The sequence below is a fragment of the Dermabacter vaginalis genome, assembly GCF_001678905.1.
Lineage (GTDB): Bacteria > Actinomycetota > Actinomycetes > Actinomycetales > Dermabacteraceae > Dermabacter > Dermabacter vaginalis.
Map to the genome: position 1 here is coordinate 1488018 of NZ_CP012117.1, position 22537 is coordinate 1510554.

At 64.0% G+C, this 22537-nt stretch carries 19 protein-coding genes; 7 read left to right on the plus strand and 12 right to left on the minus strand.

All coding sequences use genetic code 11. The features are described 5' to 3' along the window. Both DAD186_RS06485 and DAD186_RS06490 read left to right on the plus strand, forming a co-directional pair. Positions 1-1230, plus strand: coding sequence for a DUF58 domain-containing protein (locus tag DAD186_RS06485; protein ID WP_065247995.1), 1230 nt, complete (start codon positions 1-3; stop codon positions 1228-1230). Beyond that, positions 1227-1838: a hypothetical protein gene (locus tag DAD186_RS06490; RefSeq protein ID WP_065247996.1), complete on the plus strand. Its 612-nt coding sequence runs from the start codon at positions 1227-1229 to the stop codon at positions 1836-1838. Before DAD186_RS06485 ends, DAD186_RS06490 begins: the two co-directional genes overlap by 4 nt. Here DAD186_RS06490 and DAD186_RS06495 read toward each other — a convergent pair. The 9 genes from DAD186_RS06495 to DAD186_RS06535 all read right to left on the minus strand — a co-directional run bounded on the left by DAD186_RS06495 (position 1835) and on the right by DAD186_RS06535 (position 10568). Continuing rightward, positions 1835-2923 carry a hypothetical protein gene (locus DAD186_RS06495; protein ID WP_065247997.1) on the minus strand — a complete coding sequence of 363 codons (1089 nt, stop codon included), beginning with the start codon at positions 2921-2923 and terminating at the stop codon, positions 1835-1837. The two genes, DAD186_RS06490 and DAD186_RS06495, sit on opposite strands and share 4 nt — an antisense overlap. Further along, positions 2920-4023, minus strand: a complete 1104-nt coding sequence (gene mnmA, locus DAD186_RS06500) for a tRNA 2-thiouridine(34) synthase MnmA (RefSeq protein WP_065247998.1) — start codon at positions 4021-4023, stop codon at positions 2920-2922. Before mnmA ends, DAD186_RS06495 begins: the two co-directional genes overlap by 4 nt. Before the next feature lie 84 nt (positions 4024-4107). Then, the gene (locus tag DAD186_RS06505) at positions 4108-5253 is read right to left on the minus strand and encodes a cysteine desulfurase family protein (protein ID WP_065247999.1); all 1146 of its coding nucleotides are present in this window, start codon (positions 5251-5253) and stop codon (positions 4108-4110) included. Next, positions 5247-6131: a hypothetical protein gene (locus tag DAD186_RS06510; protein WP_065248000.1), complete on the minus strand. Its 885-nt coding sequence runs from the start codon at positions 6129-6131 to the stop codon at positions 5247-5249. Before DAD186_RS06510 ends, DAD186_RS06505 begins: the two co-directional genes overlap by 7 nt. A 2-nt stretch (positions 6132-6133) precedes the next feature. Then, positions 6134-7138: a vWA domain-containing protein gene (locus DAD186_RS06515; RefSeq protein WP_065248001.1), complete on the minus strand. Its 1005-nt coding sequence runs from the start codon at positions 7136-7138 to the stop codon at positions 6134-6136. Then, on the minus strand, positions 7135-8157 hold the full coding sequence (locus DAD186_RS06520; RefSeq protein ID WP_065248002.1) for a vWA domain-containing protein: 1023 nt from the start codon (positions 8155-8157) through the stop codon (positions 7135-7137). The genes DAD186_RS06515 and DAD186_RS06520 overlap by 4 nt, the downstream gene beginning before the upstream one ends. Further along, positions 8148-8612 carry a hypothetical protein gene (locus tag DAD186_RS06525; RefSeq protein ID WP_065248003.1) on the minus strand — a complete coding sequence of 155 codons (465 nt, stop codon included), beginning with the start codon at positions 8610-8612 and terminating at the stop codon, positions 8148-8150. The genes DAD186_RS06520 and DAD186_RS06525 overlap by 10 nt, the downstream gene beginning before the upstream one ends. Next, the gene (locus tag DAD186_RS06530) at positions 8599-9492 is read right to left on the minus strand and encodes a DUF58 domain-containing protein (protein ID WP_065248004.1); all 894 of its coding nucleotides are present in this window, start codon (positions 9490-9492) and stop codon (positions 8599-8601) included. Before DAD186_RS06530 ends, DAD186_RS06525 begins: the two co-directional genes overlap by 14 nt. Positions 9493-9500: 8 nt before the next feature. After that, complete coding sequence (locus DAD186_RS06535; protein WP_065248005.1) at positions 9501-10568, minus strand: AAA family ATPase; 1068 nt, start codon at positions 10566-10568, stop codon at positions 9501-9503. Positions 10569-10702: 134 nt separating this feature from the next. Between DAD186_RS06535 and glgX the strand changes: the two genes are divergently transcribed. The 3 genes from glgX (at position 10703) to glgB (ending at position 17189) form a co-directional block, all read left to right on the plus strand. Beyond that, on the plus strand, positions 10703-12904 hold the full coding sequence (gene glgX / locus DAD186_RS06540) for a glycogen debranching protein GlgX (RefSeq protein WP_236886219.1): 2202 nt from the start codon (positions 10703-10705) through the stop codon (positions 12902-12904). Between the two features lie 61 nt (positions 12905-12965). Then, the gene (locus tag DAD186_RS06545) at positions 12966-14960 is read left to right on the plus strand and encodes an alpha-1,4-glucan--maltose-1-phosphate maltosyltransferase (RefSeq protein WP_236886220.1); all 1995 of its coding nucleotides are present in this window, start codon (positions 12966-12968) and stop codon (positions 14958-14960) included. A 24-nt stretch (positions 14961-14984) separates the two neighbouring features. Then, entirely contained in the window at positions 14985-17189 is a 2205-nt protein-coding gene (gene glgB / locus DAD186_RS06550; RefSeq protein WP_065248007.1) for a 1,4-alpha-glucan branching protein GlgB, read from the plus strand. An 86-nt stretch (positions 17190-17275) separates the two neighbouring features. On the opposite strand, the gene DAD186_RS06555 is transcribed toward glgB, so the two are convergent. The 3 genes from DAD186_RS06555 to DAD186_RS06565 are packed head-to-tail and all read right to left on the minus strand — an operon-like array spanning position 17276 to position 20447. After that, positions 17276-18148, minus strand: coding sequence for a tetratricopeptide repeat protein (locus tag DAD186_RS06555; protein ID WP_065248008.1), 873 nt, complete (start codon positions 18146-18148; stop codon positions 17276-17278). Between the two features lie 32 nt (positions 18149-18180). After that, positions 18181-19215 (minus strand): DUF8094 domain-containing protein, encoded by a 1035-nt coding sequence (locus tag DAD186_RS06560; protein ID WP_065248009.1) that lies wholly within the window; start codon positions 19213-19215, stop codon positions 18181-18183. Beyond that, entirely contained in the window at positions 19212-20447 is a 1236-nt protein-coding gene (locus tag DAD186_RS06565; RefSeq protein WP_157457103.1) for a hypothetical protein, read from the minus strand. Before DAD186_RS06565 ends, DAD186_RS06560 begins: the two co-directional genes overlap by 4 nt. Positions 20448-20612: 165 nt before the next feature. On the opposite strand from DAD186_RS06565, the gene nucS reads away from it, so the two are divergent. Together nucS and DAD186_RS06575 are read left to right on the plus strand one after the other, a co-directional pair. Beyond that, positions 20613-21296: an endonuclease NucS gene (nucS, locus tag DAD186_RS06570; protein ID WP_065248011.1), complete on the plus strand. Its 684-nt coding sequence runs from the start codon at positions 20613-20615 to the stop codon at positions 21294-21296. Continuing rightward, positions 21297-22493: an N-acetylglucosamine-6-phosphate deacetylase gene (locus tag DAD186_RS06575; RefSeq protein ID WP_065248012.1), complete on the plus strand. Its 1197-nt coding sequence runs from the start codon at positions 21297-21299 to the stop codon at positions 22491-22493. It abuts the gene before it with no gap. Positions 22494-22537: the final 44 nt, after the last annotated feature.

The window sequence follows — 22537 nt, forward strand, 5'->3', positions numbered from 1 at the left end:
ATGCACAGAACTCAGGCCTACACGCGCGCGGTGCTCGCTTCGGCGGCCTTCGTGCTCTACGGCGTTCTCGGCTCGCGGCTCGATGCGCTGCTCGTGGGATGCGTGCTTCTCGCGTGGATCGCGGTTGCACACGCCCTTCGCCCTCGCACCAACACTTCGGCAACGCTCGAGGCCGCGGAGGCCAAAGTCAACGAGGGCGAGAGCGTCACCGCGACCGCCCGGGGTGCGCGCGGCATGCTTGTGACCGTGGGCGCGCGTATGAAGGGCGGGCTCGAATACTCGCCGCGCTGGGCGGTCACAACCGATCTCGAAACCGCGCGCGTGAGCGCACAAGCGCGGGTGTGGGGAACGCACGAGTTTGGCCCGTTCACGGTGCAGGAAACGGATGCGCTCGGGGCATTCCGACGCCACCAGCGCCACGAAGCGCGCAAAATTTCCGCGGTTGCGGGCGCAACGGCGAAGCCGAGGACTCTGGCACTCACGCATGTTCTCGGGGTGAGCGGTCCACACGCGTCTCGCACGAAGGGGGAAGGCACGGCGCTCGCCGACATTCGCCGCTACCGCCCGGGCGACCGTCTCAACAAAATCAACTGGCGCGTGACGTCACGCCGCGGCATCCTCCACACGAACGAAACATTTTCCGAGCGGGACACCGACGTTCTCATCGTCGTCGACACGATGGCTGACATCCGCCCGATCGGCGCCGAACCCGGCGACGGGCGCGCCTCGAGCCTTGATATGAGCGTGGAAGCGGCAACCGTTCTCGCGCGCCACTACCTCGCCCTCGGGGACCGCGTGGGCATCCACGACGCGGGAGCGTTGATCGGGTCGATCCCCTTTGGCACGGGTGAGCGCCAGATGAGGCGCATCCTCGAAGCGCTCTCGCGTCTCTCGCGCGAAGATGCCGTGTCCCCGCGCCTTCGTCGAGCTCCACGTCTCCGGTCGGGCACACTCACCATCGCGTGTACCCCCCTTCTCAGTGAGGAGTTCATTGAGCAGATCGGCCTCATGCGCGCGCATGGCGCCGACCTCACGATCATCGATACGCTCCCCGCCGAGCTCACCGACACCTCGCGACTCACGGGTACACCAATGCGGCGCATCGATGGCCTCGAGGATCCGCACCTGTGGGACGAAGCGTGGGTGATTCGCGGTTTTGAACGGCGCTTCGTGATCGCCGACCTTGAACGCCGCGGGATCCCAGTACTCACGCTCGAGGAGGCGCTGTGATTCGTCACCTCACCGATCGCCTGCTCGACGCGATCGACCTTCTTCGCTCGGTCGCACCTGCCCAGTGGTGCGCGAGGCTTGGCGCGCTCGCGTGCCAGTTCGCCGCCGCGCTGCTCGTCGCGTGCGAAGCCACGAGTAACTTCGCTGCTCCACTCACGATGGGGCTCATCCTCCCGTTCATCGCGCTTGCCGTGCTGAACCTGCTTCAGCTCGCCCAGCCCGGTTCGGAAGCGGGGCTTCTCACGTTTGCCGCGTGGCTTTTCGCGCTGTGGGCCTCACCGCCGCTCTCGATCGCCGCGTCGATCGGCCTCGCGGCTTCCTTGCTCGCGTCGCATTCCCTGTGGGCTATTGCTGCGCGTTCCCCCGCTCACGCGCACGCGAGCGGGCGTGCTGTCAGGCGGGTGCTCGGCACGCTCGCGCTCGTTTTCGGACTCGCGACCGCGCTCGTCGTATTTGCCCTCGTTCCGCTCTTGTTCATGCCGCAAGGGGCAATTCCGAGCGTCATCATCCTCGTGGCGATTCTCGTGGTATTCGGGGCTCTCGCGTGGCTCCTTTTGCCCCACAAGGATGAGGAAGAGAGCCAATCCCCGGTGAGTGGAAAGCGCTAGTCGCTCACACGCTCGGCGAACGCGGGGGCGGCGTGCATGATCTCGTCCATGTCACACGACCGCACGAAGGCCGAAGCGCCTTGTTCGCGCGCGGGGTCAGCGGCCCGGCGCCTTGTCACGGCGAAAGCGAAGCCCCGCGCCTCTTGGGGTGCATAGCCAAGCTCGTGCCACGCGGCGAGGACGTGCCTCATCGACGCCTCAACCGCACCCGCCGTCGTCAAAAAACGAAGCTCAACGCCCTTCTCACGCGCCTCGGCGAGGGCCTCCCACGCTCCGCCAACGGCCGCGAGGTCCCGCGAGAGTGGGTCAACGGCAACGCTTCGCACGCCTGCGTCAAGCGCCGCACGCACGATGCCCACGCGCGCGTCAACAGCGAGCGTGAGTTCTTCCGTGGCGATCCCGCGTTCAGCGGCTCCGGTCACGCACGCCGAGAAAAGGTCGGTGAGCGCCGCGCGGCCAATGGCGCGATGGAAACGATAACCGGAAGCCGTGCGCACACGGCCTTCGACAGCCCTGAGCGCGCCTCGCTCATCGAGCATGACGCGCGGCCGCGCGCCGGGTACCCGTTCGCGCAGCACAGATACCTCCGCGCCGATGCCCTCGGCAATGAGGGTGGGAAGTTCGCGCACGAGTCCCGCATCGGCGAGCGCGAGCTCGCCGGAGGCCATAAACACCGAAGAGGCGCACGAAACGGGCCCGAGTCGCACGAGGCTCAACGGGCCCTCATATTCGAAAAAAGCAAGACGGGCCGCGTCGAGACGCGCAAAGGCCGCGTCGCGGTTAGCGCGCCATCGTGTGCCTTCGCCCGGACCGATCCGCCAACCATAGGGCGCGAGGTCTCCCGAAACTGGAAGCATCGCAAGGGACGCGGGGAGCACGTGATCGAACGGGCCCTCGCCACCGAGCGCGAGCGACGGCTCGGCCTCGATTCCTTCCTCGAGGCTCGAGCCGAGTAGGGAACGCATACGCTCAAAGCGCGCAAAGAGCGGCCCGGCGACGGATGTCGACGTGGCCTCGCTCAGAGCGAAGGTTCCGTCGGAAAAAAGCGTGAGGAGCGAAGAAGGCGCTCCCTCGTGCACTGTCATGCGCGTGAGTCGAGAGTTGCCGAGGCGAGCACGCGATCGCCCGAATAGAGCACGAGAGTCTGCCCGGGGGCGACACCTCGAATCGGCCTCGAAAGCTCGACCGTGAGACCCGCGATTGCGCTCGCGCTGTCGTCGCCAGGCTCAACATCCGTGATCACGCCCGGGATCGCCTCCCCGTGCGCGCGAATCTGCGCCTCGACCTCGCGCCCGGAGTCGAGATCTTCGAACGGCACGACCTCGCTCGCCATGAGCGTGCGCGTTGAGAGCAGTTCCGCCGCCCCCACGATCACCTGGCGCGTGTCGGGCTTCACGTCGAGAACGTAGCGCGGCTTGCCATCGGGGGCCGGGCGGCCCAAGTTGAGGCCCTTGCGCTGGCCCACGGTGTAGCCATACGTGCCCGAATGCTCGCCAAGCACGCGGCCATCCACATCCACGATCTCGCCTGGCTGCGCACCGAGCTCGCGCTCGAGAAAACCGCGCGTGTCGCCATCGGGGATGAAGCAAATGTCGTAGCTATCGGGCTTGTGGCCCACGCCGAGCCCACGACGGTCCGCTTCGGCGCGCACCTCGGCCTTGTCGGCGAAGTCGCCGAGCGGGAAAACCGAGCGCGCGAGACCCTCGGGCCCCATGACGGCAAGAACGTAGCTCTGATCCTTGTGCATGTTGGCGCTCCGGTGGAGCGAGCGCGCCCCACCGGGCCCCTCGTTTCGCACCGAGGCATAATGCCCCGTGCACACCGCATCAAAGCCGAGAAGACGAGCACGGTCCATGAGGGCCGCGAATTTGATGCGTTCGTTGCAGCGCACGCACGGATTCGGGGTGCGGCCGCGCGAATACTCCGAAAGGAAATCCTCCACCACGAGGTCGTGGAAGTCGTTCGAAAGATCCCACACGTAATACGGAATCCCAATGTGGTCGGCCGCGCGGCGGGCATCAGAGGCATCTTCGACCGTGCAGCAACCGCGCGAGCCGTTGCGGGTCTGTTCGCGGTTTTTTGAGAGCGCCATGTGGACGCCTACGACGTCATGCCCCTGCTCAACGGCAAGCGCCGCGGCTACGGCCGAATCGACGCCGCCACTCATCGCGGCAAGAACCTTCACCTCGCACCTTTCGCTCGAAAATCTCGAAAACGCCCTCCACTGTACAAAGCCCAGGCCACGCGCACACGGGATGCGCGGGGCATCTCACGAAAATTTTCCACCATTCGAGGCAACCGCGCGTGCCTTCTCAAGAACGCCCGGAAGAACCCTTACGAGCGCCTCCACATCCGCCTTCGTGCTCGTCCAGCCGAGTGAGAATCGGATCGCGCCGCGCATGAGGCGAGAGGAATACCCCATCGCGGTGAGCACGTGGGAGGCCTGTGTGACGCCCGCGTGGCACGCGGAACCCGCAGAACAATCAATGCCCTCCTGGTCGAGGAGAAACAGGATCGCATCCTGATCCGCACCCTCAAAGCACACGTGGATCACGTGCGGGGATCGCGGCGCATTTTCGGCCGTGAAGTGGGCCCGCGGGTCCATCTCGCGGATGCTCTCCCGCAAGAGCTCGGCGAGCTCATCGCGCTCAGTGCCACGAGCCTTCCGTTCCTCGGCGCTCTCGCGCAGGGCCACCGCCAGCGCGGCGGCGTGGGGCGCGTCGAGAGTGCCTGAACGGATCCCGCGCTGCTGGCCACCGCCCGTGCCGAACGCGGAAAGCTTCACGGAGGGGTCTGCAACGAGAAGGCCCGCACCCACGGGCGCGCCGATCTTGTGGCCCGTGATGGAACATAGCGGGATCTTCGAGAAATCCGGCGGTGCCATGTGCGCCATGGCCTGCACGGCATCGGTATGCACCACTGTTCCGTAACGCGAAGCAATCTCGGCGAGAGCCTCGAGATCCTGAATTACGCCCGTCTCGTTGTTCACGAGGGCAGCGCTCACAAGGGCTGCGGCTTCACGACCCTCGACGGCCGCAAGAAGTTTTTCGGTCGCGGCAAGATCAAGGCGACCGTCGGAATCCACCGGCGCAAGCTCCCCACCGAGCGCACGCACGGTGTCCACGACCGCGGGGTGATCCGTCGAAAGCCCCACGACGCGTCCGCCGATCCCACGCAGAGCAAGGTTATCGGCCTCCGTGCCGCCCGAGGTCATGATGATCCAACTGCGCGGAACATCGAGCACATCCGCGATCTCCGCCACGGCGTCGTCAAAAATCCCTCGTATGCGGCGGCCCGACGCGTGCTGACTCGAAGGGTTGCCGAGCGTGCGGGCAGCCTCCGTGTATGCCTCGAGTGCGCTCGGGCGGATCGCCGTTGTTGCGGCGTGATCGAGATACACGCGGCTTTCTACCATGGCTTCGTTACTCCCTCGTCGTCGCCCTTGCCGCCGTCGTCGCCCTCACCATTCGAGGGATCGTCGCCGCCGTTTTGTTTCTTGAGCTGTTCTTGCTTCTTCTGTTCTTCGGGGTCAGGCGTGGGGCTCTGGCCGTCCTTGCCATCACCGTCAGGGTCGGTCTTCTTGGGGTCGTTTTCGGGGTTCTCCTCGTCGTTCTCCCCTTTGTCGCTCGGCCCCTCGCGCTCTTCCTTGCCGGCCTCGCGGTCGGCCTCTTTGCGTTCTTCTTCGATCTGCTCGCCCGATTTGCCGGTCGAGCTCTTGTCCTCATTTGAATCGGAGGCACTACCGCCGTTTTGACACGGCGCAAGAACCTCTTCTGCCGAATACAGAAGATCCCCGCGCTCGCCTGGGTCCTTCACACCCCGTGCCTCGCCCGCCATCGCCACCGCGAGGTTATTTCGGATCTTGCACTCGGCATGCGGCGGTTTGTTGAGGTCCATCCCCGTCGTCCACTCGCTCAAGGCCTTTTCAAGCTCTCCTCGCGCCTCAGAAAACTTGTTCTCACGGAGGTATGCGGTGCCTTTGGTGAGGTGCGGGAGGTAGGGCTCGAAGAGATTGACCTTCTCGACTGGGCCTAGACGGTCCCTCGCGTCCTCGTAGTGTTCATTCGAATATGCCCCAAGCGCCCAGGCCTGGGTCAGCGGCATCGAAACGAAGCGCACGATACCCGCGGTGAGCACGAGCACGGGGATCGCGATCAGGAGCGCGCCGATGATCCGCAATGAGCGAAATCGTGAACGGTCAATCCCGAAGTTTCGGCCCTGACGGGCCGAACGGCGAAGGCCTAAGCGCTCTCGCCACGTGAGCTTTGGAGCATCGTGCCTGTTCTTCACCATGGCTATCTCCTTCCGGCACGAGCCACATCTGCGCGACTCAGGGTCTTGGGCAGGCGGAGAGTCAGCTCTGCGAGCTCCCAGATCGCCAACAGCGTAAAGGCGATCGAGGCGATCCAGTACCAGTCTTCAAAACTCGGAACGGCCTGCTCCTCGGTCGTGTCAATGAGCGTGAGGTTGAGGTTCTTCCACGTGCCTTCAAGGCCGTCGTTTCCGCCCGTGCGGTGAAGGTAGCTCACGCCCATCTGCTGCGCGATAAATTTGAGGTTCTTTTCGTCTATTTTCGAAAGGCCGCGGCCACCCGAGGGGTCCTTGATGTATTCGCCGTCGTTCTCGCCGCCAACGGCCTTCATAGGCCCGCCTTTGGGGGTACCGTACCCCAGGACCGCCCCGCCATCGAGCTTCCCACCGAGCGCCCCGAACGGTTCGGATTCTTTGTTGTCGGTGTTTTCGCCGTCGCTCAAGAAGTACACGAGCAGGCGCGAGTGAGGATCGTCTTTTCGCGTTTGGTCCACGAGTTTCTGCAACGCTCCGCGCGGGCGGTCCACGTTGGAGCCTCGCGAATAGGCCGTCAATTCGGTACGTGCCGTGTCGATCCACGCCTTGACAGCACCGGCATCGGTCGTGAGTGGAAGTTGCGCGGAGGCACTCGAATCGAACGTGATAATCGAGAATCGCGCGCCCTCCATGCCGTCCATAATTCGCCTCATGTCGGCTTTAGCCCCGTCGAGGCGCGGCTTCGAGCCATCGAAATCCTCGGCACTCATCGAGCCCGTGAGGTCCACGACGAAGATGACGTTGGCGTTGAGGCGCTGCGTACTGAGCGCTTCATCGCCAGTCACGGGGCGCAGGGCCACGACGGCGAGTGCGAGCACCATGAGAAGACGTCGCAGCCAATCGAGGCGCGAACCCTTGCGAACGCCGAGAAGAACGGCGCATGCGCTCACGCTCGGCACGAAGATGAGTACGATCGCCCACCACGGCATGATCGGGTGGATTCCCAGGTTCATCGCTGCCTCCATCCCACGACGATCATGGCGAGCAGCCCGATAAGAGAAATCGTGAAGAACAGTGCCGGGTGGTCGGTGCGGATCACACGCGGAATCGCGCCCATGTCGGCAGCTTGCGCCTTTTGAATCTCGGCGATGATCGAAGGGATCGCTCCCGGATCGCCCGAGGCCCAAAATTTTCCGCCCGAACGCTCGGTCTCGCTCTGTAGCTCTTGCGCGCAGTTACCCGTGCATGAGGTCGCTCCTGGGTAGAACGTCCACATCGTGATGTCCCTGTTGATAAGGGTGTCGACCGCAGCGGGAGTTTCGTAGATGCCCGTGCCTCCCGGTTCATTGTCGGTCGCGACCACCACGAAGCGAGAGCGCTCCTCTTCCGCGTGATCGAAGAGCTGCCCGCATGAGGCCAGACCATTGCCGATAAGCGAGGGCGGCAATGTTTCATCGTAGGTACCGCCCATAAAGTCCCAAAACTTCTCGATGTCTTCTTCGCTGTATTGCGCCGTACCCATGCGGTGGGCAACGGGATTGTATTTGAGCGCGTCGATCCCTCGCTTAAGCTCGCGGCGGATCAAGCCGTAGTCATTTGTGAGCGGGAAAACTGTCCGTGAGGTCGAGTTGAACACCGACAGGCCCACGCGCTCCCCCTTAAAGCCCTCCACGAGCTTGAGGTAACTCTCGAGGATTTCGCGGTCATAGGGCAGCATCGAGCCGGAAACATCGAGACACAGCACGATGTCGCGGTTCTTGAACGAGGGAGTTTCCACGCGCTCACTCGCGAGGCGTCCCGAAAGGAGCGCCCCCGTGAGCACGAGTGTGCCCGCGAGTGCCACGCTCACGAGGCGGAGAACGCGCGAGGCGCGCTGGGCTCGGCGCACGCTTGGGAGTTGGTCGAGGTAGCTCGTGTTTCCCACGAAAAGCGCGCGATGTCGCACTACGCGTCGGTTGAGGTACGCGAGGGCCCAAGCGATGAGGCCCGCGATGAGAAGCAGGCAGGTCAGCCACCAGAAACTCATGACCATGCGCGCACCACCGCTCTCGCTGCGTGAAGGCTTTCAGAAAGGCGCGTGCGGCTTTCACGCGCATATCCGGCTTCGTGCGTGCGGGTGAGGAGAGTTCCGACGGTTGCCGTGCGGGGATCGAGCACGACTCTCTCGAGGGGTTCTTGGCGAATATCGAGCCCCTCGCTGCGGAGCACAAAAACGCGCAGAACTGCTTCGAGTTCGCGGTGGCCATCACGGGCGCTCATGGTGCCTGCCTCGACTTTCTCGCCGATGGCATTGATCGCGCGGAGGAACTCGGCCTTGAGGGCATCGGTCGCGCCGGGACGCTTTGCGTAGGCGCGACGTTCCACGAGCCATCTCGTGAGCCGAAGCAGCGTAAGGATGAGCGCGATGATCATGAGCGCGCACAGCACGGCGAGAATGAGCCACGCGATCGAATACTGGGGTGGGTCAATAATCTCAAGGCCGTCCATGGCGCGCCCCCTGCCTGCGGAACATCTCGATCATGTCGTCGACAACGTGGTCGTCGCCGTCGGTGAGAGTGTGGACGATCCCGAGTGAATCGAGCATCGCCGTGATCTCGGCTTCACGTTTTTCGCGGAAGGCATCGGCTTCTTTTTGTACGGCCGCGACCGTTCGCGTGTGGCGCAGAATCTCGCGGGGGTAACCCGGGTCAATGATGTCGGCTTCGAGGTCAACGCGACCGAGTGGGTCGGCGTCACGAATGCGCACAACGAGCACGTCGTGCCGGGTCATGAGGCGGCGAAGCACACCTTCGCACTCGGGGCCCGGGTTCGCCTCATCGGTGATCAGGAGCATGAGGCTTGAGCGGCGCGTGAGACGCAAGGCGCGCGTGAGCGCCCACTCGACGTTCGCGGGAGCTCCGCCAAGGACCGTGTTCTTTTGGAGGGTGCGCAAAAGAAGTTCAAGGTGGCCACGCGAGGAGCGCGCAGGCAGCTGCAATTGATCGCCGGGGGTGCCCGCGACTAGGCCCACCAGATCGCCGTTCGCGTGCGCGAGGTAGCACAGGACACCGGCCGCGGTCACAAGCGCATCGCGTTTCACTGTGCCATCGGCGGCATTCGCTGCCATCGCACCCGAGGTATCGCCAATCACGCACAGGTAGCGCACGCGCTCCTCGTTGAATTGGCGAATGAGAGGCTCGCCGCTTCGCGCGGTTGCCTTCCAATCAATATCCGAGATCTTGTCACCCGGCTGGTAGTACTTCAGGTCGTCGAAATCCTCGCCACTGCCCTTGAACAGGGAGCGACCACGACCAGCGATCAGACCACGCACCTTTTTGGTGGTCGTGATCTCTACCTTGGCCTTGACCCTCGTGAGAAGCGACGCCAAAGCGGCCCCTACGGAAGCGGAACCGCGGAGAAAACCGCGTCGATGATCGTCTCGGGCGTAATTCCGCTCGCGAGCGCATCAAAGGTGAGCACGAGTCGGTGGCGCAAAACCGAATAGCGCAGCGCGCGCACATCGTCCGGAGTGGCGTAGTCGCGCCCCTCCACGAGCGCGTGCGCCTGCGCGACGCGCATGAGGGCGAGCGAGCCACGGGGCGAGGCGCCTACGCGCACCGACTGCGTAAGGTTCTGAATGGGGCGCGGGCCGGAGCCACGCGTCGAAAAGACGAGGTCGATGATGTAGCGCTTGACCGCGGCATCCACGTATACGCGATCAACAGCTCGCTGGAGGAACTCAATGTCGTCGAGGCTCACGCTCGGCTGCACACTCTTCGGCGCGCTGAGCGTGCCCGATGTCGAGCGGTCGAGAATTTCATGCTCTTCCGCGGGCCTCGGATAGGTGAGGATCTCCTTCATGAGGAAGCGGTCCATCTGCGCCTCGGGCAACACGTAGGTGCCCTCTTCCTCGATCGGGTTCTGGGTCGCGAGCACCATGAACGGGTGCGGAAGGGGATACACCTCGCCGCCGATCGAGGTCTGGCGCTCCTGCATCGCCTCGAGCATCGCCGACTGGGTTTTCGCACTCGAACGGTTAATCTCGTCAAGGAGCACAATGTTCGCGTGCACGGGGCCGAGCTGGGTCGTGAACTCGCCCGTACCGTAATTGAAGATCTGGGTACCAATAATGTCGTTCGGCATGAGATCCGGCGTGCATTGAATACGGCGGAACGAGCCGCCGATCGCACTCGCGAGCGCCTGTGCCGCGGTCGTCTTCGCGAGACCGGGAACGGATTCGAGGAGCACGTGGCCGCCAGCTGCGAGGCTCGTCAAAAGTGCAAGCCTCAAGCGTTCCTGGCCCACAACGCGCGAGCCGAACACGCGGGCAATGCTCTGGACGATATGCGCCGCCCGCTCGCGCTCGGCTGGCCCGAGTACGGGACTTTCTGGCTGGAATGTACGCGTACGCCCTGGCTGCTCGCCCACCGGACGCGGCGCGGGAGCCCCACCATTCACACTCATGTACGTACCTCTTTTGCCGCTTCCCAATCGATCACTCGTGCGCGAAGGCGCGCACCACGCCTCGACAATACCGAACCGCCCTCCAACGCACGTCATAAACACGGCAAACAGCGGAAGTCTGGAACAATGTTGCCGTGACCGTTCCTCCTCCCCCCACGACACCCGGCCTCACCGTGAACGCGGCAGGCGTCGGAACCTACTCGATCCCCGCCCCGCGCGCCGAGCGAATTGACCTATGCATATTCGAGGGAGGGGATGAGCGCCGCATCCCGCTCCCCCACGTTGATGCGGGAGTGCACTGGGGTGCTGTTGAGGGGCTCACCGAAGGCACGCACTACGGTCTGCGCGCCCACGGCCCCTGGGCTCCCGAGCAGGGCCTCGTGTTCAATCCGAACAAACTCCTCATCGACCCCTACGCCCACGGTATCGACCACGCCTCCTCTCTTCTCGAATCGATGTTCGCGCATACGGTCGACTCGGGGCTGCGTCCCGTCGAACCCCTCCAACTCGACCCGCACGACAATGCTGCCTCAGCGATCCACTCCGTCGTCACACGCGTGAGCCCCGAACGCTTCGACCCTTCACTGCGCCCCCGCACCTCGCTTCGCGACACCGTCATCTATGAAGCGCACGTGCGCGGTTTCTCAAAACTCAATCCCCACCTCCCGCCCGAGCTGCGCGGTACTTACGCCGGGCTCGCCCACGAGGCGTCGACCACCTACTTACGCGATCTCGGTATCACCGCCCTCGAACTTCTCCCGATCCACGCGGCTCTCGACGAAGTTCACCTCACGCGCCTCGGCCTCACAAACTATTGGGGATACAACACCCTCAGCTTCTTCGCGCCAAACCCGCGGTACGCGACCAAAGCGGCACGCGAGATGGGCCCCGGCGCCGTGCTCGCCGAAGTGCAAGACATGGTGAACGCCCTTCATGCCGCTGGGATCGAAGTGATCCTCGACGTTGTCTACAACCACACGGCCGAAGGCGCTAAGGATGGCCCCGCCGTTTCCTTCCGCGGGCTCGATGCGCGCGAATACTACTGGCAGGATTCAGGTCACCTCGCCGATTTCACGGGCACGGGCAACACGTTCGACGCACGCAGCCCCTACGTCGTCGACCTCGTCATGCGCTCGCTGAGGTTCTGGGCCAACACCGTGGGAGTCGACGGCTTCCGCTTTGACCTCGCGACGACCCTCGCCCGCACTGACCACGGCTTCGACCCGCGGCACCCGCTGCTCACCGCGATGCGTACCGACCCCGCGCTCGCGGGCATCAAGCTGATCGCGGAGCCGTGGGATGTGGGCAGCTTCGGCTGGCAAACGGGGAACTTCCCCGCAGGCATGAGCGAGTGGAACGATTCGTTCCGGGACGACATACGCGGATTTTGGCTCTCGAGCAATCGGGAGCTGAGCGAGCACGGGGCTCCGCAGCACCCGTATATTCGCGACCTCGCCACGCGGTTCGCGGGCTCCGCGGATGTGTTCCGCCGGGCTGATCCGCACGACCTTCCCCGAGGCCGCTCGATGCGCTCGCCACTTGCGTCCATCAACTTCGTGACCGCGCACGACGGTTTTACACTCGCCGATCTCACGACCTACAACGACAAACACAATGTCGACAACGGTGAGGACGGCCGGGATGGCACCGATAACAATCGCTCGTTCCACCACGGCACCGAAGGCCCCGATACCGCGCTGGACGCAGTGCGAGATCGAAGCGCACGCAACCTTCTCGCAACGCTCCTCACAAGCGCGGGAGTCCCCATGCTGACCGCCGGCGACGAACGCCTACGCACGCAAGCGGGCAACAACAACGCCTACTGCCACGACAGCGCTCTCACGTGGCTTTCGTGGGAGTCAAACGAGCGAGTGGAGCGCCACCTCACCTTCACAAAACAGGCCATCGCTGTGCGCCACTTGCTCAGCTCTCTTCGCCCCTCGACCTTCTTCGACGAAGCGAGCCTCAAGGATCGCGACTCGGGAGGTATCACGTGGCTCAAGGGCGATGCCTCCCCCATGGGCCACGCCGACTGGTTCAATCCCGAGCGCCGCCATTTGAGCATTGCCATTCCTCACCGCGACGGTCTCACCGTGGTGGTCATGAGCAACGAGCAGGGCCCACGAGAGGTGCAACTGCCCGCGAGCGCCTGGGGCGCGGGCCCGCTTCGAATCGCCCTCGACTCCTCGCTCGGCGGTGCACGCCTCGACGTCGAACACGAGCGTCTCCACCTCGATGGGCCCACGCTCGTCGTGGTCCAGTCCAACGGTTGGCGCTCGTCCACATCGCAGGCGGAATGTGCCGACAATCTCCCAGCGCATCCCGATAAACTTTGAGGCGCAGATCACGACCGGGCCGAGTTTGGGAGGCACAATGGCCACGAGGGCGAAAGCAGCGATGACCACCGGAATCGGGCGCATCCCGATCACGTCCGTTTCACCGAATGTCGACGGCGGTCGCTTCCCCGTCAAAGCGGTCGTGGGTGAGCGCGTTCGGGTGCACGCCACGAGCTTTCGCGAAGGCCACGATCAGATGGGCATGCAGCTTCTCGTGACCGACCCCGAGGGCGAGACACTGCGTTCCCCCATGGTGTGCACGAACCCCGGTCTCGACCACTGGGAAGGCAGCTTCCGCCCCGACCGCGAAGGGGAATGGTCCTACCGCGTGGAGTCGTTTGACGCCCCGTATCTCACGTGGGCCCATAACGCCGAGGTCAAAATCGCCGCGGGCATCGATGAGGAACTCATGTGCGCCGAAGGCGTGATCGTGCTGCGCGCCGCGCTTGCCGAGATCGCCAAGAAGAAAAGGCCGAAAGCCCATAAGGCGCGCCTCGAAGCGGCGATTGATGCCCTCACCAACACGAGCTTGCATCCGTCGGCCCGCATCGCCCCCGCGATCGCCGCCGATATGTACGAGGCGATGACCGAGTACCCCCTGCGTCGCTGGCCCACGCGCTCCACAAAAATCGCGGTGCGCGTTGAGCGCGAACGCGCACTCTACGGCTCGTGGTACGAGTTCTTCCCGCGGTCCGAAGGCGCGCGCTTTGACCCCGAGCGGGGTGGCTGGGTCTCCGGCACCTTCGAAAGCTCTCTCCCGCAACTCGAGCGCATCAAACGCATGGGCTTTGACGTTGCCTACCTCACCCCAATCCATCCGATCGGCACGACCCACCGCAAGGGTCGCAATAACACGCTCGAGGCACTCGAGGGAGATCCGGGCTCGCCTTACGCGATCGGCTCTTCCGACGGCGGCCACGAAGCCATCCATCCCGACCTCGGCACAATTGAGGATTTCGACCGCTTTGTTGCGCACGCGAAGAGTCTCGGGCTGGAGGTGGCCCTCGATATCGCGCTCCAGTGCTCACCCGATCACCCGTGGGTGAAAGAGCATCCCGAGTGGTTCGTTGTGCGTGCGGACGGATCGATTGCGTACGCGGAGAATCCCCCGAAGAAGTACCAGGATATTTACCCGCTCAGTTTCGACACCGACTACCGGGGGCTCTACAACGCCATCCGCGATGTGCTGGAGTACTGGATCTCTCACGGCGTGACCCTCTTCCGCGTGGATAACCCGCACACCAAGCCCGTGCGTTTTTGGGAGGAGCTTCTCGCGGAGTTCCGCGAAACCCACCCCGAAGTGCTCTTCCTCGCCGAGGCGTTCACGAAGCCGGCAATGATGCACACGCTCGCGAAGGTTGGCTACCACCAGTCGTACACGTACTTTGCGTGGCGCCACAGCCCCGAGGAGCTGCGCGAGTACATGGAGGAGCTCAAGGCCTCCGCGCACTACATGCGCCCCAGCTTCTGGCCCACGACTCACGACATCTTGACGCCGTTTATGTCGAATGGCGGCTGGAACGCGTTCCGCCTCCGCGCGATCCTCGCGGCCACCCTCTCGCCCACGTGGGGCATCTATTCCGGCTTCGAGCTCGTGGAGAGCGCGCCGCGGCCGGGGGCGCAGGAGAACATCGACAACGAGAAGTACGAATACAAGCCTCGCGACTACGAGGGCGCATTGAACTCGGGTCGTTCGCTCGAGCCGCTCCTCACTCGCCTCAACGAGGTTCGCCGGGCCCACCCTGCGCTTCAGACTCTTACGACGACCCGCTTCCACGGCTCCGACGACGACCGCGTGCTCGTGTTCTCGAAGCACGTCGAAGGCCGAGACACCGAGAACGGTCTGGATGACACGATCATCGTCGTCTCGATGACCGAGGCGCAGGGCGGCACGTCGACGTGGGTGCACATCGACACCGAGGCGCTCAACATCCACTCCGACTACATGGTCGAAGATCTCCTCACGGGCGAGCAATTCCTGTGGGATCGCGACAACTACGTCGAGCTGAGCGCCGACTACCGCCCCGCCCATATCCTCCGCGTTATTCGCTACTGAGCGCCGTCACCAAAGGAGATAGACATGAGCGCAACGACTCCCCTCCTCCCCGCGAGCGAGCACGAACTCGGCTCGGTCGCGACCGGCTCGTATTATTCGCCGCACTCGATCCTCGGCCTTCACGAGTACGAGGGCGGGTACACGATCCGCACTCTCAAGCCGTTCGCCGACAAGGTCGAAGCCCTCGTGCGGCTCGAGAATGGTGAGCGGCTCGAGATTGAGCTCGCCCACGAGTACAACGGCATCTTTAGCGGCGCCTTCGAGGCCCCCGATTCACCAATCGTGCTGCACCGCTTGCGCGTGACGTGGCCGGGCGGCGGCACGGAAATCGTGGACGATCCCTACCGTTTCCTCCCCACCATCAGCGACTTCGATCTGCATCTCATTCGGGAGGGCCGCCACGAAGAGCTGTGGCGCGCGCTCGGCGCACACGTGCGTACTCTCGACGGTATCCAGGGCACGAGCTTTACCGTGTGGGCCCCGAATGCCGCCGCCGTCCAGGTGATCGGCGACTTTAACGGTTGGAATGGCCGCCGCACCTCGATGCGTTCGCTCGGCGATTCGGGCGTGTGGGAGATCTTCTTGCCTGGCGTGCGCGCGGGCGCGGTCTACAAGTTCCGCATCCTCGGCGCCGACAAGGTGTGGCGCGAGAAGGCCGACCCGATGGCGCGGCTCGCCGAGGTCCCGCCCGCAACGGGCAGCGTCGTGGTCGACTCGGATTTCGAATGGAGCGATGATGCGTTCCTCGCCGAACGTGCCGCGAAAAACCCACTCGAATCGCAAATGTCGATCTACGAGGTGCACCTCGCCTCGTGGCGCCCCTACACCTCGTACCGCGATGTTGCCGAGCCTCTCGTGGAGTACGTCAAGGGCATGGGATACACGCACGTCGAGTTCCTTCCGCTTGCCGAGCACCCCTTCGGCGGCTCGTGGGGCTATCAGGTCACGGGCTACTATGCGCCGACCTCGCGTCTTGGCCACCCCGATGACCTGCGCTATCTCATCAACGCGCTCCACGAGGCCGGGATCGGCGTCATCATGGACTGGGTTCCCGCGCACTTTCCGAAGGATGAATGGGCGCTCGCCCGCTTCGACGGCACCGCGCTCTATGAACACGCCGATCCGCGCAAGGGTGAACACCCTGATTGGGGCACCTACATCTTTGATCTCGGCCGCACCGAGGTGCGTAACTTCCTCGTCGCGAACGCGTGCTACTGGCTCGAGGAATTTCACGTTGATGGCCTCCGCGTCGATGCCGTGGCGTCGATGCTCTACCTCGACTACTCACGCAACGAAGGCGAATGGATCCCGAACGAATACGGCGGGCGCGAGAACCTTGAGGCGATCGACTTCCTCAAGGAGGTCAACGCGACCGCGTACAAGCGTGCTCCCGGCATCACGATGATTGCCGAGGAGTCCACGTCGTTCCCGGGCGTCACGAAGCCCACTGACCAGGGTGGTCTCGGTTTCGGCTTCAAGTGGAACATGGGCTTTATGCACGACACGCTCGAGTACCTCGGCCAGGATCCGATCTACCGCCAGTACCGCCACCACGAGCTCACATTCGCGATGGTCTACCAGTATTCGGAGAACTTCATTCTGCCGATCTCCCACGACGAGGTCGTGCACGGCAAAGCCCCGCTCTTGCGGAAGGCCCCCGGCGATGATTGGCAGCAGGCCGCGAATCTGCGCGCCTACTTGAGCCTCATGTGGGCGCACCCTGGCAAGCAGCTTCTCTTCATGGGCTGCGACTTCGCGCAAGGTACGGAGTGGAACGAAAACCAGGCCCTCCCGTTCTGGCTGCTTGATTTCCCGCTTCACCAGGGCGTGAATGATTACGTGCGCGACCTCAATCGCGTGCAGCGCACCTACCCGGCACTCTTTGAGCTCGATCAGGAGGGCGCGGGATTCCGCTGGCTCGATGCCGATGCCGCGGGCCACAACCTCGTGGCATTCGCGCGCTACGACCGCGAAGGAAATCCCGTTGTCGCGATCATCAACTTCTCCCCCGAGCCCTGGCGCGCCTTCCGCATTGGGCTTCCCGAGGGCGGAGCGTGGGCCGAGATTCTCAATTCTGACGCCGTGAGCTACGGCGGCAGCGGCGTGGGCAATCTTGGCCGCGTCCAGGCGGAGCCGGTCCCGTACGGCGGCCTCGACTACTCGGTACGCGTGAGCGTTCCGCCGCTCGGCGCCGTGTTCTTCACCCCCGAGAGCAACGTGCGCCAATAACCATGCGAGCGTAGAAAAGAGGCTTGCAATCCCCGAAGGGTCGCAAGCCTCTTTTTCTCTGTGTTCTGTGCCTTCGCTCGGGGCTTCTAGAACATGAGGCGGCTGAGTTTCTTTCGTGCCTGGAGCACGCGGTCGTCCTCGGCTCCTACAACATCGAAGAGTTCGAGCAAGCGCGCGCGGATGCGATCCCGTTCGGCGGGGGTATCGCGGAAAGAGGTGAGAAGGCGCGCGAAGGCATCGTCCACGTGCCCACCGAGAAGGTCGAGGTCGGCGGCCATGAGCTGCGCGTCGGTGTCCTTCGGGTTCGCGGCGGCGGCCTCACGGCCTGCCTGCAACTCAACGTCCTGAGTCCGTCGCATGAGTGCGATCACCGCGAGCCCCTTCTTGGCCTCACTTTCGCCGGGATGCTCCTCGAGATAGGCGGTGAACGACGCCTCAGCACCGTCCATGTCGCCGCTTTCCATCGCCGAGTAGGCCTTCTCAAGTGCCTCGGGAAGCGCCGGCTGCTCGGCCTCCTCTCGCGGGGCTTCGGTGTGCATGCCTTCTTTCGCGGCGAGGGCGGCAAGCTCGTCCATCACGGGGGCAAGCTGTTCCTTCGTCACCACGCCTTCGAAAAGCGGCTGCACCTGCCCTTTCATGAGCAGCACTGCCGTGGGGAGGGACTGAACGCGAAGCGCCGCCGCAACACGCGGCTGCTGATCGGCATCGAGGATCGCGAGGCGAATCGTCCCGGCATGTTTCGCGATGACCGAACGGAGTTCGTCGGTAAAGGCCGCACCGCCGTTCACTCGCGCACTCGTCACGAAAAGGATCGTGAGGTGCTGCGCAGAATCCTTGATGAGGCTCTCGAGGTTCGCCTCGCTCACCGCTACTTCGCCCTCGAGCGGATCAGACGTGCCGCCGGTCTGGTTTTCTTTCTTGAGCGTGTTGAAGTCCATCACGCCATATGAGCTCGTCATCGTTTCTCCTTCGTCGTTCGCCTGGTTCTCGATCAGCTGCCAGAGACCGAGAGGAGGACCTTATAGGCCCCGATCGGCTGGATTTTTGCGCCAGATTCAGCCGCGGGGATGTGCAAGAGCACCGTGGTGCCGTAGGTGCGCACGAGTTCTTTTTCGAACTTCTTCGTGCCCGCGAGCTTCGTGTAGAGGTTGTCATCCGAGTACGAGATTGAACCGGAGTTCACGCTCACGCGACGAGTCGAGGTGAGGGTGCCCATCACGACGGCGCCTCCTTCGGCGGTCGCGAGGCCAAGGAACTCGCCCTCCTTGACCGCGTACTCCTCACGAACGGAGGCGACTTCATCCCAGTCCACCCCCTCGTTCATTTGCGCGCGCTCACCTTGAATTTCCGCGTGGGCGCTCTGCTGGAACGGGTCCTCGAGAATCAGGTCGTCAGGATCAGCGTTGTCATGCCCGTCGGTGAGAACAGCGGCGTACTTGGCAAACGCCTCCTTGGGCGTAAGCACGAGGCCTTGTTCCTCGAGGCCAACCTGCGTCGTTCCAGCCTCGGCACTCGGCACGGTCGGCATCTCAATACCGGCGGCCTGGCGCGCCCAACCCCACGAGGTGTATTCGGAGCGTGCGTCCTTTTGTTCGAGGCCAACGAAGAAACGCGCCTCGCCCGCGTTCGCCGCGTCGTCGACGAGCGCGAGCGCGTAGCGGGGGAAGCCTTCCGCTGTTGAGGAGATCGGTACCACTAGCGAGTCACTTGGGCGCTGGAGGGCGCTTTCGTGTTCGGGAACCTTCCCGATGATGTCGTATGTCGCGCGGCGGAACTCGGCGGCACTTCCCGAGATGCGCGGGGCGAGGAGATCGGCATTCTTCTCTCCGTCAGCCTTTTCAAGTGCACTCGCGTACTGCGTGAGGATCTCACCGAGCTTCGTTCCCGTGAGTTCAGGGGTGGGGCTCGCGAGTTTGGGGCCGGGATCGACCTTGGGCGGTTTTGTTTCGCTTCCGCATGCACTCAGCGCACCTGCGGCGGTGAGCGCGGTCAGCCCGAGGAGGCTGCGCCTCGAAAGTCCTGTCATCGTTCTTCCTCGATCGGTGTGGCAATAGGGTCGGTCATCGTGGTTGTGGCATTGCTTCCGTTGGCGCGCCTGCGGCCGGGGCGCACACTCGCGCCTCCCGCGCTGGTCTCGCTCTTATCGAGCTCGAGAGCCTTGAGCCGGTCGGTCACGTCATCGGGCGTGCCGCGGCGGCGGCCTGGACGCGTAACCGTCACGGGAGTATTCGCGGCGGTCGCCTCGACGGCTGGAGCGGGTTCGGAATCCTCCGCCGTTTCAGCAACAGCGGCTGCGGCAGGCTCGGTTTCCGTCTCCCGAGCCTCGACCGGCTCAGGTTCGTGGGATGCCTCAGCCTCAGGGGCCGGTTCCGGCTCGAGCACCCGCCCGGATTCAGCGGCAATCTGAGATTCGTGGGAGGCATCGGCCTCGGGGGTCAGCTCCGATTCGGCGGGCTCACCGGTTCCGACGCCTGCCTCCGCGACGCGTGAGCCCTGCGATGAGGTTTCTTGCACCGACGGCTCCTCCTCACCTGAAGCCTCCCCCGGGGTGGAGCTAGCGTCGGACTCTCCTTCGCCCTCGTTGAGAACGGGCCGGTCCCGCATCGCCTCTTCCAGCTCCAGATCACGCTCAGGACGCGAATTGAACGCGATGAGGAGCAGCACGAGACCGATGATGAGCAGCACGGCGCCGACGGCATACGCGTATGGCGTCCACGGGTTCGAGGCGTGAGACGGCCACGTAATCTGGACCTCGGTGATGGTCGAGGAATCGCTATCGTTCGCGAGGAGAATTGCCCGATACGGCTGGCGGTTCTTCGGATCGAGCTCCGCCTTCGACCAATCCTCGATGGCAAAGGTCTCTCCCGATTTTTTCTCCTCGACGTCGGACCACAGATCCGAGTTCTGGACGCCCTGGGTCCCCTCGCTCTGATCGGCATTCTCGGTGCTCGTGGCAAGGGTCGACCAGTTCGAAGCACCCGTGATCGCCGTGTACTTCGATTTCGCGAGGTATTCCTTCACGGTGCCTTCGGGGGCAGAAATCATGAAGAAGTCACCGCTCGACTTAATCGTCACGGTGCCTTTCTGCCCTCCCACGTACAGCACTCCGGGGTTGATCACGACCGCTGCCCCGGCATTATTGAAGCTTGCTTTCGCGGTGTGGTTCTCCTTTGGTGCCCACACGGTTTGGCCGGCCCATCCGAGCGCGAGTCCCGCAAGACCGAGGAGGATGAGGATGCCCGCTAGCCACTTTCGCACGAGGACACGACCTTTCGCTCTTCCGACGTCATGAATGCTGCGTTTCACAGTACCCACCTATTTTGTCGAAGTTTCCCTGCGATGGTCTGAAGGCCGCGTACGGTAGTGGGCAGACCAACACTTCATGTAAAGAGCGTTCAAAGACCCATCACGTAGGCTTTACCGGTGCGATTAGTTCTAGCGGAATGTTCTGTCAATTACGTCGGTCGGCTTACGGCGCACCTCCCGCGAGCCCCTCGGCTTCTCGTGGTGAAAGCTGACGGAAGTGTGCTCGTCCACTCCGACGGCGGCAGCTACAAACCCCTTAATTGGATGGCACCGCCGTGCACCCTCACGATCGAACCCGCCGAGGCTGAGGACGCCCTCGAAACGTGGAAGGTTACGCATAAGAAGACCGGTGACAGCCTTGAAATCACGGTGTTCGAGATTTTCGAGGACGTGAGCCGCGATCTCGGAATCGACCCTGGTCTCCAAAAGGCAGGCGTCGAGGCTCATCTGCAGGCGCTCCTCGCCGAAAACATGGCGAGCATCGGTGAGGGCTGGAAGCTCGTGCGCCGCGAATATCCCACCGCGATCGGCCCCGTGGACATCCTCGCCAAGAACCCCGAAGGCGAAACGGTCGCGATCGAAATCAAGCGACGCGGTGAAATCGACGGTGTGGAGCAGCTGACCCGCTACGTTGAGCTCCTTAACCGCGATCCGCTTCTCGCGCCCGTGACGGGAATGTTCGCCGCGCAAGAAATCAAGCCGCAAGCGCGCACGCTCGCGAAAGACCGCGGCTTCGAATGTCTCACCCTTGACTATGACGAACTTCGTGGAATCGACAACTCTGAATTGAGGCTCTTCTAAATGGTCACGCGCATCGACGGCACCGCCTTCCTTTCCGGCTCCTTCGTTCCGGATGCCGCGATCCTCCTCGAGGGCGACACGATCACCTACGCCGGCCCGGCACGTGGTGTGCCAAGCGGCCTCACCTTCGACGACCACGTGCGCCACGACGGCCTCATTCTCCCGGGGCTCGTGGACCTCCACTGCCACGGCGGCGGTGGATTCTCCTTCCCTGACACCGAGGACCCGGCGCAGGCGGCGCCGGCCATCGCGGAGCATCGCGCACACGGCACGACGAGCATTGTTGCCTCACTCGTGACCGCCGCGCAGGACACGCTCATGTCGAGGGTGCGCGCGCTACGGTCGCTCGTCGAGGCCGGAGAGCTGGCCGGAATTCACCTCGAAGGTCCTTTCATCTCCCGCGCTCGCAAGGGCGCTCACGACCCCCAGTTCATCGCTGAGGGGAACGCCGCGCGCACGCTCGAGCTGCTAGAGGAAGGCGGCGGCGCCATCGCGACCATGACAATCGCCCCCGAAGCCGATCTCGATGGCAGCGTGTCCCGCGCCCTCATCGCGCACGGCGCCCTCCCGAGCTATGGCCACACGGACTGCATCGGTGAGCAGATGGTCACCGCGATCCAGAGGGCTCAAGAAGAGCTGGCAAGCGTCGGACCTGTCGCCCGTTCCCTGAAGCCAACCGCCACCCACCTGTTCAATGCGATGCGCCCCATCCACCATCGCGACGCCGGCCCTGCATTCGCCGCCATCGACCAGGCCGCTGCCGGCACGGTCGTCGCCGAGCTCATCGCCGACGGCGTCCACACGTCCGCCGACACCGTGCGCTACACGTTCGACCTCATCGGCGACGGGCACATCATGCTCATCACCGACGCGATGGCCGCGACGGGAATGGCCGACGGCGACTACGTTCTGGGCTCGCTTCCCGTCACGGTCAAAGACGGCGTTGTAACCCTCACCGAAGGCGGCGCGATCGCGGGAGGCACCGCCCACCTACTCGACGTCGTACGCTTCGCCCACCTCGAGGCAGGCGTGCCTCTTGAGCGCGCTATTCTCGCCGCAACCGCAACCCCCGCGACGGTACTGGGACGCGACGATATCGGCGAGATTCGCGAAGGGGCTCGCTCCGATCTTGTGCTTGTGGAGAGCACCGGGCTCTCCCCCGAGCGCGTCATGCACGGCGGAACCTGGGTGCGCTAACCCCCGATACACGCAAAAGCCCCACCTGCACTCGGCAGGCGGGG

What these genes read in the sequence shown, in the direction of transcription:
- DAD186_RS06485 (WP_065247995.1), top strand. Translation starts at nt 1, where the DNA reads ATGCACAGAACTCAGGCCTACACGCGCGCGGTGCTCGCTTCGGCGGCC.
- DAD186_RS06495 (WP_065247997.1), bottom strand. Translation starts at nt 2,923, where the DNA reads ATGACAGTGCACGAGGGAGCGCCTTCTTCGCTCCTCACGCTTTTTTCC.
- DAD186_RS06505 (WP_065247999.1), bottom strand. Translation starts at nt 5,253, where the DNA reads ATGGTAGAAAGCCGCGTGTATCTCGATCACGCCGCAACAACGGCGATC.
- DAD186_RS06510 (WP_065248000.1), bottom strand. Translation starts at nt 6,131, where the DNA reads ATGGTGAAGAACAGGCACGATGCTCCAAAGCTCACGTGGCGAGAGCGC.
- DAD186_RS06515 (WP_065248001.1), bottom strand. Translation starts at nt 7,138, where the DNA reads ATGAACCTGGGAATCCACCCGATCATGCCGTGGTGGGCGATCGTACTC.
- DAD186_RS06520 (WP_065248002.1), bottom strand. Translation starts at nt 8,157, where the DNA reads ATGGTCATGAGTTTCTGGTGGCTGACCTGCCTGCTTCTCATCGCGGGC.
- DAD186_RS06525 (WP_065248003.1), bottom strand. Translation starts at nt 8,612, where the DNA reads ATGGACGGCCTTGAGATTATTGACCCACCCCAGTATTCGATCGCGTGG.
- DAD186_RS06535 (WP_065248005.1), bottom strand. Translation starts at nt 10,568, where the DNA reads ATGAGTGTGAATGGTGGGGCTCCCGCGCCGCGTCCGGTGGGCGAGCAG.
- DAD186_RS06545 (WP_236886220.1), top strand. Translation starts at nt 12,966, where the DNA reads ATGACCACCGGAATCGGGCGCATCCCGATCACGTCCGTTTCACCGAAT.
- glgB (WP_065248007.1), top strand. Translation starts at nt 14,985, where the DNA reads ATGAGCGCAACGACTCCCCTCCTCCCCGCGAGCGAGCACGAACTCGGC.
- DAD186_RS06555 (WP_065248008.1), bottom strand. Translation starts at nt 18,148, where the DNA reads ATGACGAGCTCATATGGCGTGATGGACTTCAACACGCTCAAGAAAGAA.
- DAD186_RS06560 (WP_065248009.1), bottom strand. Translation starts at nt 19,215, where the DNA reads ATGACAGGACTTTCGAGGCGCAGCCTCCTCGGGCTGACCGCGCTCACC.
- DAD186_RS06575 (WP_065248012.1), top strand. Translation starts at nt 21,297, where the DNA reads ATGGTCACGCGCATCGACGGCACCGCCTTCCTTTCCGGCTCCTTCGTT.